This is a genomic window from Pseudomonas sp. NPDC098747 (assembly GCF_044760045.1).
Taxonomy (GTDB): Bacteria; Pseudomonadota; Gammaproteobacteria; order Pseudomonadales; family Pseudomonadaceae; genus Aquipseudomonas.
Map to the genome: position 1 here is coordinate 14,581 of NZ_JBIWAL010000028.1, position 11,572 is coordinate 26,152.

At 60.9% G+C, this 11,572-nt stretch carries 11 protein-coding genes and 1 pseudogene; 9 read left to right on the forward strand and 3 right to left on the reverse strand.

Annotated features, from left to right (window positions below; all coding sequences use genetic code 11):
- Positions 1–44 precede the first annotated feature (44 nt).
- From ACIQVE_RS17640 to ACIQVE_RS17675, 8 genes are all read left to right on the forward strand, one after another.
- On the forward strand, positions 45–959 hold the full coding sequence (locus ACIQVE_RS17640; protein WP_402810594.1) for an amidohydrolase family protein: 915 nt from the start codon (positions 45–47) through the stop codon (positions 957–959).
- A gap of 4 nt (positions 960–963) precedes the next feature.
- Positions 964–1,869 carry an amidohydrolase family protein gene (locus ACIQVE_RS17645; RefSeq protein WP_402810519.1) on the forward strand — a complete coding sequence of 302 codons (906 nt, stop codon included), beginning with the start codon at positions 964–966 and terminating at the stop codon, positions 1,867–1,869.
- 434 nt (positions 1,870–2,303) lie between these two features.
- Positions 2,304–3,689, forward strand: a complete 1,386-nt coding sequence (locus ACIQVE_RS17650) for a UbiD family decarboxylase (RefSeq protein WP_402810520.1) — start codon at positions 2,304–2,306, stop codon at positions 3,687–3,689.
- Positions 3,690–3,700: 11 nt separating this feature from the next.
- Entirely contained in the window at positions 3,701–4,324 is a 624-nt protein-coding gene (locus ACIQVE_RS17655; protein ID WP_402810596.1) for a UbiX family flavin prenyltransferase, read from the forward strand.
- Between the two features lie 111 nt (positions 4,325–4,435).
- On the forward strand, positions 4,436–5,500 hold the full coding sequence (locus tag ACIQVE_RS17660) for a CobW family GTP-binding protein (protein ID WP_402810521.1): 1,065 nt from the start codon (positions 4,436–4,438) through the stop codon (positions 5,498–5,500).
- Between the two features lie 349 nt (positions 5,501–5,849).
- Entirely contained in the window at positions 5,850–7,217 is a 1,368-nt protein-coding gene (locus tag ACIQVE_RS17665) for a nucleobase:cation symporter-2 family protein (protein WP_402810523.1), read from the forward strand.
- Between the two features lie 12 nt (positions 7,218–7,229).
- Complete coding sequence (locus tag ACIQVE_RS17670; RefSeq protein ID WP_402810525.1) at positions 7,230–8,618, forward strand: amidohydrolase family protein; 1,389 nt, start codon at positions 7,230–7,232, stop codon at positions 8,616–8,618.
- A gap of 140 nt (positions 8,619–8,758) precedes the next feature.
- Positions 8,759–8,941 carry a hypothetical protein gene (locus tag ACIQVE_RS17675; RefSeq protein WP_402810527.1) on the forward strand — a complete coding sequence of 61 codons (183 nt, stop codon included), beginning with the start codon at positions 8,759–8,761 and terminating at the stop codon, positions 8,939–8,941.
- Positions 8,942–8,950: 9 nt separating this feature from the next.
- Here ACIQVE_RS17675 and ACIQVE_RS17680 read toward each other — a convergent pair whose 3' ends face one another.
- Complete coding sequence (locus tag ACIQVE_RS17680) at positions 8,951–9,397, reverse strand: NUDIX hydrolase (protein ID WP_402810528.1); 447 nt, start codon at positions 9,395–9,397, stop codon at positions 8,951–8,953.
- Between the two features lie 88 nt (positions 9,398–9,485).
- The gene (locus ACIQVE_RS17685) at positions 9,486–9,653 is read right to left on the reverse strand and encodes a hypothetical protein (RefSeq protein ID WP_402810530.1); all 168 of its coding nucleotides are present in this window, start codon (positions 9,651–9,653) and stop codon (positions 9,486–9,488) included.
- 184 nt (positions 9,654–9,837) lie between these two features.
- Between ACIQVE_RS17685 and ACIQVE_RS17690 the strand changes: the two genes are divergently transcribed.
- Positions 9,838–10,266 carry a nuclear transport factor 2 family protein gene (locus tag ACIQVE_RS17690; RefSeq protein WP_402810531.1) on the forward strand — a complete coding sequence of 143 codons (429 nt, stop codon included), beginning with the start codon at positions 9,838–9,840 and terminating at the stop codon, positions 10,264–10,266.
- Positions 10,267–10,362: 96 nt separating this feature from the next.
- Here the strand turns inward: ACIQVE_RS17690 and ACIQVE_RS17695 are convergent.
- Positions 10,363–11,454, reverse strand: a pseudogene (locus tag ACIQVE_RS17695) (malate:quinone oxidoreductase); the annotation flags it as partial.
- Positions 11,455–11,572 lie beyond the last annotated feature (118 nt).

Below are 11,572 nucleotides of genomic sequence, written 5' to 3' on the forward strand. Positions count from 1 at the left end.
AATTAAACGCAAACAACAGATATAAAAAAAATAAAAAACAAAAAATAACAAAACCAACCTATAACGATCACCTATCCTGGAGGCATGACGGTGACCCGTTCACCGGCGAGCGTCTGCTGGAGATGATGGATGGCCCCTACATGGTCAACGGCAAGCCTCGCCGCATCGACAAAGCCTTCATCCAGCCGCCACAAGGCAACACCATTTATACCTGGACCGACGGCGACCTGAGCGGCCGTGAATCCATCGACGCCTACATGGCCTACACCCTGAAAATGGTCCAGACCTACCCGGACCGTTTCATCGGCTGCTTCGTCTACAACCCGCGCTGCGGCGTGGAAAACGGCGTCGAGGCGATCGAGCGCTACGTCAAGGAACACGGCTTCAAGATGGTCCAGATGCAGGCCAACATGCACGCCTATCGCCCGGACCGTGCGCTGGACTGGGTGCGCCCCTGCTTCGAGAAATGCGCCGAGCTGGGCATTCCGGTCAAGCTGCACACCGGCGACGGGCCGTACAGCATCCCGTCGGAATGGGTGCCGATGATCAAGGAATTCCCAAACGTCGACTTCATCATGGCCCACTTCGGCGTGCAGACCGGCGGCGTCTATGTGTTTGAACCGATGCAATGGGCGATGGAGTTGCCCAACGTCTACTGCGAATCGGGCTGGTGCCTGCAATCGCGGATCGTCGAATTCGCCAAGGTCCTGCCGACGCACAAAATCCTCTTCGGCACCGACACCCCGCCGAACGAACCGGGCATGTGGCTGCGCCTGCTCGAAGTGCTCTGTCATGAGCCGCCGCAGGGCCTCAACCTCGACGAAGACACCCTCGAAGAGTACCTGGGCAACAACACCGCGCGGATGATCGGCCTCGAACCCACCCCGCCACCGCGTTCCGTTTCCGAAGCAGAGGCGCAACTCAAGCGCCCCGTCACCACTCAACTGGCCAGGAGCTGAACCGATGATCATCGACACCCATCTGCACCCCACCAACCTGGTCGACGAAGCCTGGCGACACACCGGCGAACCGTTCACCGGTGAGCGCATGCTCAAGCTGATGGACGGCCCGTACATGATCAATGGCAAACCACGCCGCATCGACATGGGTTTCATCCAGCCGCCACCGGGCAACACCGGTTATCGCGACGGCAATCGCCGAGGCCGTGAGGGCGTACGCGACTACATGTCGTACATCGCCGAACTCTGCGTGAAGTACCCGGACCGGTTCATCGGCAACTTCAACTACAACCCACGCTGGGGGCCGGAGAACGGCGCGGCGGAGCTGGAATTCCACATCAAGGAATACGGCTTCAAGATGCTCAAGCTGCACGCCAACATGCACGGCTATCGCCCGGATCGCGCACTGGACTGGCTGCGTCCGGCGATGAAAGTCTGCGCCAAGTACAACATCGTCGTGCTGATCCACACCGGCGATGGCCCGTACACGATTCCGACGATGTTCTATCCGATCATCCGCGAGTTCCCGATGGTCAATTTCATCATCGGCCACTTCGGCATCCAGACCGGTGGCAACTACTCGTTCGAAGCGTTCTGGATGGCGATGGACACGCCGAACGTGTACTGCGAATCGGGTTGGTGCTTCCAGTCGCGGATCGTCGAGTTCGCCAAGGAACTGCCGCGCAACAAGATTGTGTTCGGCACTGACTCACCGCCGAACGAACCGGGCATGTGGCTGCGTGAGTTGGAGGTGTTGTGCTCGCCGGCACCGCAAGGTCTGGGGATCGACGAGGATCATCTGGAGGACTACCTGGGCAACAACATCGCCCGATTGTGCGGGATCGAACCGACACCACCGCCGAAGGATTTGGTTGAGGCGGATATTCGGTTGACCACAACGTACCTCTGATACCGACACCGGTACTCAGTAGATAAATGCTGGATCTCTGTTCCTTGGGAGAAATGCAGGTCCTCTGCTCTTTGGAGAAATGCTGGAACCCTGTTCTTTGGAGAGATGCTGGACTCTGTTCCCTGGAGAAATGCTGCACTCGTGGCGAGGGGATTTATCCCCGTTGGGTGGCGAAGCCGCCCCAGAACCTGCTATCGCGGTTAGTCAGACATATCGCGTGGGATGGTTTCAGGACTGCTTCGCAGCCCAACGGGGATAAATCCCCTCGCCACAGTAAACCCCCTCGCCACAGGGGGTCTGCAGTGTTTCAAATGAGCCACGCAGCGACTTTACAGGCACGAAGATGACCCGGCGTTCGCTCGACCGGCAGGCCAACGGCTTGTCGATCGAACGCCTTCTCACCCCTGCGTGCCTGCTTTTTACGAGGTGAAACCATGACCCGTTCGACGCTCGGCGATTCTCAGGATTTTCACGTGTTCATCGATGCCTATCGCCGTGAGTACCCGGACGATGTGCTGACCATCACCCATCCGATTTCTGCCGATCAGGACGTCACCGCCCTGGTCGATGCCCTTGCCGCCCAAGGCCGCGACCCACTGCTGATCTGCGAAAACGTCGGCAACCTCGGCGTGCCGGTCGCGACCAACCTGTTCGCCTCTCGCACCCGCATCGCCCGGTTGTTCGGCGTAACCCCTGCGCAACTGCACGAAACCTTCCAGACCCGCGCCAACCAGCCAATCCCACCGCGCTATGTAGAGACCGGCCCGATCCTCGATGAAGTGTTCGAAGGCGAGGCCCTGGACCTCGCGCTGCTGCCGATGCTCAAGCATTTCGACAGCGATCGGGGGCCATACATCACCAACGCGATCATCATTGCCGAGGACCCGCTGACCGGCATCGCCAACATGAGCTACCACCGCTCGATGCGCCATGCCCGCCAGGCCCTCGCCACCAGTCTGCACTCACGCGGGCACCTGTGGCGGATGCTGCAAACCGCCCGCGAACGTGGCGAAGAACTGCGCGTGGCGATGGTGGTCGGCGCGCATCCGCTGTTTATGCTTGCCGCTGCGGCGCGGCTGCCCTATGGCAGTGATGAACGTGCAGTGGCCGGCGGTTTGTTCGGTGCGCCACTGGAGCTGGTAAAAACCCCGCGCTATGGCATTGGTGTGCCGGCGTATGCCGAGTTTGTGCTGGAGGGCGCTATTGATCCGGCGGCCTATGCCGAGGAAGGCCCATTCGGCGAATTCAGCGGTTACTCCTCGGATCGCTCGACCAACAATGTGCTGCGTGTCGACACCCTGCTTCGGCGCAAGGATGCCTGGCTGGTCGATGTGGTGGGCGGCCGCTACGCCGAGCATCTGACCCTGGCGCGGCTGCCCCGGGAAGCGGAAATGAGCGAGAAGCTCAGGGCACGCTTCCCCGCCGTCACCGCCGTGCATTACCCGAACTCCGGCACGCATTTTCATTGCTACGTGGCGCTGGATCAGAGCCGCGACGGCGAGGCGCGGCAGATCATGCTGGCCCTGCTCGGCTGGGACCCGTATCTGAAAACCGTGATTGCGGTGGACAGTGATATCGACATCAGCGACGACAGTCAGGTGCTGTGGGCGCTGGCCACGCACTTCCAGCCGCATCTGGATATGTTCACCATCGACGGCTTGCCCGGCAGTCCGCTCGACCCGTCGTCCTCGGTCAATGGCACCACCTCGCGAATGGGGCTGGATGCGACGCGCGGTTCCGGGTTCGACGGGATCAAGGCACAGCTCGATCAGGACGTGCTCGAACGCGCGCGGCAACTGCTCAAGGAGCTGGAATCGTGATCCGGCAACGGATGGTGGTCGGCATCAGCGGCGCGTCCGGCTTCATCTACGGCGTGCGCCTGCTGCAATTGCTGGCCGAACTGGACATCGAAAGCCACCTGATCATCAGCCGCGCCGCGTTGCTGACCATGGCCCACGAAACCGACTACAAACTGGCCGACGTCACCGCCCTGGCCAGCCACTACCACCGCGCCGATGACGTCGCCGCCGGGATCGCCAGCGGTTCGTTCCGCTGCCTGGGCATGGTGGTCGCGCCGTGCTCGATGAGGACGCTGGCAGAGATCGCCACCGGCACGTCATCAGGGCTGATCGGCCGCGCCGCCGACGTCACCCTCAAGGAACGCCGCACGCTGGTGCTGATGGCCCGCGAAACCCCGCTGACTCTTGCGCACCTGCGCAACATGACCGCCGTCACCGAGATGGGCGGAATAATCGCCCCGCCAGTGCCGGCCTTTTATGCCCGCCCGGAAAGCCTGGCGCAAATGGTCGACCACAGTCTCGGCCGCGTGCTCGACCTGTTCGGTCTCGATGCGGGCACGGCCACACGCTGGCAAGAACCTCAAGCAGATCCATCGACTGACATAAATACCTGTGGCGAGGGGATTTATCCCCGATCGGCTGCGCAGCAGTCGTGAAGTCAGCACACGCGGTCAGCCTGAAATAACGCCAATGCAGATTTGGGGCCGCTTCGCGACCCAACGGGGATAAATCCCCTCGCCACAAAGGTCAATCAAAGGAGCCTCACCATGAACACCCCATTCAACGCGCCAACTCCGAACACCAAAATCCCCGTCACCATCCTCACCGGATTCCTCGGTGCCGGCAAAACCACCCTGCTCAATTACATCCTCAAGGAAAACCACGGCCGCAAGATCGCCGTGATCGAAAACGAGTTCGGTGAAGTCGGCATCGACGGCGACCTGGTGCTGAGCTCAGAAACCGAAGAAATCTACGAGATGGTCAACGGTTGCGTTTGCTGCACCGCCGAGGTTCGCGAGGATCTGGTGCGCATCGTCCGCGAGTTGGTGGCGCGCCCGGTGCGGCTCGACCACATCCTCATCGAGACCAGCGGCCTCGCCGATCCGTACCCGGTGGCGCAGAGCTTTTTCATCAACGATCCGATTGCCGATGAAGTCGAACTCGACGCCATCGTGACCATGGTCGACGCCAAGCACATCGCCCAGCATCTGGAAGATCTGCAACTGGACGGCGTCGACAATCAGGCGGTCGATCAGATTGTCTGTGCCGACCGCATCGTCATCAACAAAGTCGACCTGGTCAGTGCTGAAGAGGTGGAAGCCTTGCGCGGCAAAATCCGTGGATTGAATGCCACGGCAGATCTGGTGACTTCCACCCACGCGCAAATCGATCTGACCAAGATCCTCGGCATCGGCGCTTTCGAATGCACGCAGAAACTCATGGAAATTGGCGCTGAATCTGAGCATCACGATCACCACGACCACAACGAGCATACGCACGAGCACTCCATCGAAAAGCAGGATCACCAACATGACCCGAGCGTGTCGTCGGTGGGCATCGCCGTCGACGGCGCGGTCGATCTGATGGCGTTCCACCGCTGGATCAGCGAACTGCGCTCATCCCAGGCCGACAACCTGTACCGCATGAAAGGCGTGCTGGCGGTGGCCAATGAAGACCAACGCTACGTGCTGCAAGGCGTGCACAGCCTAGTGGAATTCCGGGCATCGACCGCGTGGGGCACGGAGCCCCGCTCAAGCAAGATCGTGTTCATCGGCCGCGACCTGGATCGTGCGGCGCTGAACCAGGGCTTCGCCGCCTGCCTGGCAGGCTGAACAAGGCGTCGGAGCCGGTGGACGGCGGCTTCGCAGCACGAATGACTGATGCCCACTGGGCACTGTAAATCTGTGGAATGAACTCTGTGGTGAGGTCACCTGTGGAGAGGGGATTTATCCCCGTTCGGCTGCGAAGCAGTCGCAAATCCTGTGAGTGCGGTTTGTCTCATATTCCGCGCTGGCAGGTTTTGGGGGCGCTTCGCACCCCAACGGGGATAAATCCCCTCGCCACAGGTTCCGCACTGAACAAATGACCTCATTCCAAAAGGGATCTGCAGTGTTCCCGGATCAAAAGGCATCAGACGAATACCCCTCTCTACCGCATAAAAACAGCCAGAGGTGTTTCCCCATGTCGTCAGCCACATCCCCATCGCAAGCTGCTTCCACCGTCCATCCCGTCGACCAGGTTCTGCCGGTCCGACAGATGCTCACCCTCGGCCTGCAACACATGGCCGTCTCGTACATCGGCGCCATCGCCGTGCCGTTGATTGTCGCAAGTGCTCTGAAAATGTCCCACGCCGAAACGGTGGCGCTGATCAGCACCACGCTGTTCTGTTCCGGTATCGCCACCCTGCTGCAAACCGTCGGTTTCTGGAAATTCGGCGTGCGTCTGCCGATCCTCCAAGGCGTCGCGTTCAGCAGCGTTGGCCCGGTGATCGCCATCGGTAGCAACCCGGAGGTGGGGTTTGCCGGGGTCTGCGGGGCGGTGATCGGTGCCGGGATTTTTACGATGCTGATCGCGCCCTTCGTGGGTCGATTGCGGCGGTTTTTCCCGCCGGTGGTGACCGGTTGCATCGTCACGGTGATCGGTTTGCAGTTGTTCCCGATCGCCTATGAATGGGTCGGCGGCGGGCGCAATGCGAGCAACTTCGGCGCGCCGGCCTTCCTCGGCGTGGCGGTGGTGGTGTTGCTGACGATTCTGCTGGTCAACCGCTATGGCAGCCCGCTGCTGCGCAACATGGCGGTGCTGGTGGGGATGCTGGTCGGCGCCGGCCTGGCCTACGGTTTGGGTATGGGCAGTTTTCACAGCGTCGAAGAAGCGCCGTGGCTGACCGTGCCCTATCCGTTCTACTTCGGTTTGCCAACCTTCAGCCTGATCCCCATCGCGACCATGGTGGTGGTGATGATTGTGCAAATGGTCGAGTCGATGGGGCTGTTCGTGGCCATCGGTGACATCGTCGAAAAACCGGTCGAAGACAAACAGGTGATCAACGGCCTGCGCGCCAACGGTCTGGCCAGCACCATCGCCGGGATGTTCGCCGCGTTCCCGTTTATTGCCTTCATGGAAAACGTCGGTCTGGTGATCCTGACCGGCGTGCGCAGTCGTTGGGTAGTCGCGGTCAGCGGCTTGCTGATGTGCTCGATTGCATTGGTGCCCAAGGCCGGGGCGATCATCGCCTCGATGCCGACAGCCGCACTGGGCGGTGCCGGTATCGCCATGTTCGGCGTGGTCGCTGCGGCGGGGATTCAGACCCTGGCCAAGGTCGACTACGAGCGCAATCGCTACAACGTGCTGATCGTCGGTTTCACCCTCGCCGCCGCGCTGGTGCCGGTGCTCGCGCCAACCCTGTTCAAACAATTACCCGAGTGGTCGCAGCCGTTCCTGCACAGCAGCGTGGTCATCGCCTGCCTGGTGTCGGTGCTGCTCAACGCCGCGCTGAATGGCGTCAGCGTGCCGCAAACCGCCGCCGCCAAATCCGCCTCGCACATCCTTTGACTGGAACCTGCCATGACTCAACTTCAGAACATCCTGATCAAGAACCCGGTCGCGGTCATGACCGGTCTGCGCGGCCCGCGTGCCCGCGCGGGCGCCGTGGACATCCGCGTGGTCAATGGCCGTATCGCTGAAATGGCCGCTGATCTGGCGGCGCAACCCGGCGAACGGGTGATCGACGCGCGCAACTGCGTGGTTTATCCGGGCTGGATCAACACCCACCATCATCTGTTCCAGAACCTGCTCAAAGCCGTGCCAGAAGGTTTGAATCAGGACCTGCAAGGATGGCTCGCCAGTGTGCCCTACCCGCGTTTGAACCGTTTCACGCCGCAACTGGCGCGGATCGCCGCACGCCTGGGGATGGTCGAATTACTGTTGTCCGGCGTCACCACCTGCGCCGATCACCATTACCTCTACCACGCCCATGGCAGCACCGAGACCGGCGACTTGCTGTTCGACCTGGCCGATGAATTCGGCCTGCGTTTCGTCCTGTGCCGGGGCGGCGCACTGGAGTCGGCCAGCGCCCATCCGGGGTTCTCGAAAACCGCGTTGCAACCGGAAAGCCTTGAACAGATGGTCGGTGACATCGAACGGCTGAAATCGCTGTATCACCAGGACACACCGGACGCATTGCGCCGCGTCGTGGTCGCGCCCACTACGCCGACCTTCTCGCTGCCGCCCACCCTGCTGCGCGAACTGGCCCACACCGCGCGCGGCCTCGGTCTGCGCCTGCACACGCACCTGTCGGAGACGCAGAATTACGTGAACTTCTGCCGGGAAAAATACAACTGCCTGCCGGTGGAGTTTGTCGCCGAACACGAATGGCTCGGCCCCGACGTCTGGTTCGCCCACGCCGTACACCTGCAACCCGGCGAAATCCGCATGCTCGTGCAGACCGGCACCGGCATCTCCCACTGCCCGGTGAGCAATGCACGACTGGGCAGTGGCGTCGCCCCGGTGCCGCAAATGTACGAGGCTGGCGTGCCGATCTCCCTCGGCGTCGACGGCGTCGCCTCCAACGAATCCGGGAGCATGGTCGGCGAAGCCAACACCGCCTGGCTGATCCACCGCGCCGAACAAGGTGCCTCGGCGACGACAGCAGAAGATGTCATCCACTGGGGCACAGCGGGCGGCGCGCAGGTGTTGGGCCTTGGCGCCGTCGGTACGCTGGAAGTCGGCCAGGCGGCGGATCTGGTGGTCTACGGCCTCGACCATCCACGCTTCTACGGCTTCCACGACCGAGCCGTCGCGCCGGTGGTGGCGGGCGAACCGATCACGGTGAAATACAGCCTGGTCGGCGGGCGGATCGTAGTTGATAACGGCGTGATTCCGGGGCTGGATATCGAACGCATGCGCGCCGAGGCATGGGAAGGGGTGCAGGCGATGATGAAGGTTGACGACTGACCAAAATCCCCGTGCAGGAGCTGCCGTTGGCTGCTACACGGGGTACGCATTCGCAAGATACGGGTTTGTCGTCTAGGGTTACTACCTCATCGGACAGAGTCCCTGCCAGCAACACCGGGCTCTTGATCAAGGAGAGACTGATGACGTCCCGCCGCAACATCGAACAGACCTATCGCACCTGGTCCAGCCCCATCCTGCTGGAACTGAAAAAGCGTGAACACCAAATGAAGCCCGTCGAGCGTCAGGCGCTGGAGAATGTGCTGGTGGAAAGAAGATTGCTCGACACTGGCAATCCAGACGGCAGTGAGCGCCGCCAGCGCTGAGGAATTACGTCAATCCAGCAAACCAACGGTCTTCAGCAAATCGCCCAATCCCTTCGGCACCAATGGCGCCTGCTCGCTGAAGCTTAAGCTGTCATGCCAGCGCGCGGTGAAGGGCGCGCCGTCGCTTTCGTGGCCTGTGATCTGCGCATGCGTGTACACGCTTGAGTCGGCAAACGACGCGTCGTAAACCTGGACGATTTCGTGTCCCGGTTTGCCGTTATAGATGAACAGGCTTTCGAGTGTGCCGAGCAGGCGCAGGCCCGTGATCGACTGACCCAACTCTTCCTGCACTTCGCGCACGATCGCTTCGGCGCTGGTCTCGCCGAAATCAATCCCGCCGCCGATAGGCCGAAAGCAGGTTTGCTGGCTGACAGGGTCACGAAACTCGTTAACCAGAATGCTGCCGTTGTGGTGAAAAACGCAGAGTGCGAGGGCGCGGATATGCTGTTCGGCCATGGTGTGAAATCCATTTACAGGTGTGAGGCGCGGCATTTAAACACGATTCGCGCGGCACACCTGTGGCCGTCATTTGAAGCACATCACCTCAGACCGGAGAAATCGTCGCGAGCATGCCAATCAGAATGGTAAGAACCAAAAAACCACCCAGAAAAAAACCCATCTTGTTCATGCTGCTCTCCTTAATGCTGAGCTTGCGGTGCACTGGACGCTTCGGGATGAAGGACTGTCGCGAGTGACCGAACTGCCGGCGCATTCTGATCCTGCGTCTGAACCGAATACAGGGGCAGATTGAAACGAAAAAAGCGTATCAGATGGGATCTGATCTGTAAGAGTCCCTAGAGGGATTGCTATAGGCTGATATTCAGGCGAAAACAACATGCTTGCCCTGTCGGCGCTTTGATCTAGAGTCGTAGAACAATAAAAATCCAGAGGTGCAAATGACTGATCTGACCCTGCAACCCAATGTCGCCGAATCCCTGAACCGCTGGCACGAGATGATCCGTACCGGCGACTTGAGCGCCCTGCCCGCGTTGCTTGATGCCAACGCCGTTTTCCGCTCGCCGATGGCGCACACGCCTTACCCTGGCGCGCAGGTCGTGGCGATGATCCTCAACACGGTGTTTGAGGTATTCGAGGATTTTGAATATCACCGCGAACTGGCGACGGCGGACGGGTTGAATGTGGTTCTGGAGTTCAGCGCCAAGGTGGGCTCGAAGGAACTCAAGGGCATCGACATGATTCGCTTCGATGAGCACGGCAAGATTGTCGAATTTGAAGTGATGGTACGGCCACTTAGCGGTCTGCAAGCGCTGGGCGAAGAGATGGGCCGACGGCTTGGTGCTTATCTGGCTTCCGCCAAAGCCTGATCTCACCACAATCCCCAGCGGCAGCTCCTACAAGTTGGCACAAAAAAGCCCACTGACCGTCGCCGGTTCAGTGGGCTTTGTGTGTCAGGCGTCTAGTTACAGAGCCATGTCACGTGCAGCGTTTTCCTTCGGTGCCACTGCTTTTTCAGCCGGAGCATTTGCCGCTGGAGCAGCAACCTGACCGATCACTGGAGGCGTCGGCAGTTCGAGGATTTTAGCGGTGTAAGCCCACTCTGCAGCCACTTTGGCCGGATCGCTGTTCAGCTGAGTGCCGTAGCTTGGAACGATCTGGTGCAGCTTGGCTTGCCACTCAGGCGTTGCGACTTTGTCTTTGAAGACTTTCTGCAACACGCTCAGCATGATCGGTGCAGCGGTCGACGCGCCTGGCGATGCGCCCAGCAGGCCGGCGATAGAGCCGTCTTGTGCAGCAACGATTTCGGTACCCAGTTTCAGCACGCCGCCAGCAGCTTCATCACGCTTGATGATTTGCACGCGTTGGCCGGCTTGCCACAGGCGCCAGTCTTCAGCTTTGGCGTTCGGGAAGTATTCCTTCAGCGCGTTCAGACGGTCTTCATCCGACAGCATAAGTTGGCCAGCAAGGTACTCGAGCAGCGGGTATTCCTTTATGCCGACCTTGGTCATAGGCCAGATGTTGTGGGTGGTGGTGCTGGTCAGCAGGTCCAGGTACGAGCCTTCTTTGAGGAACTTGGTGCTGAAGGTCGCGAATGGGCCAAACAGAATGACGCGCTTGCCGTCCAGGACACGGGTATCCAGGTGCGGAACGGACATCGGCGGTGCGCCAACCGAGGCTTTACCGTAGGCCTTGGCCAGGTGTTGCTCGGCGATGCTTGCGTTGTCGGTCACCAGGAACGAGCCGCCAACCGGGAAGCCAGCATATTCCTTGGCTTCAGGAATGCCCGACTTCTGCAGCAGGTGCAGTGCACCGCCGCCCGCGCCGATGAACACGAACTTGGCGTCGGTTTCGGTTTTGGTGCCGTCTTTCAGGTTTTTGTAGCTGACGCGCCAGGTGCCGTCTTCGTTCTTGGTGATGTCCTGCACTTCGCTGGACAGTTTCAAGTCGAAATTTGGCTTGGTCTGCAGGTAACCGGCGAACTGGCGGGTGATTTCGCCGAAGTTCATGTCGGTACCCAGCGGGCTCCAGGTGGCCGCGATTTTCTGGTGGGGGTGGGGGGGGGGGGGCGGGGGGGGGGGCGGGGGGGGGGGGGGGGGGGGGGGGGGGGGGGGGGGCGGGGGGGGGGGGGGGGGGGGGGGGGGGGGGGGGGGGGGGGGGGGGGGGGGGGGGGGT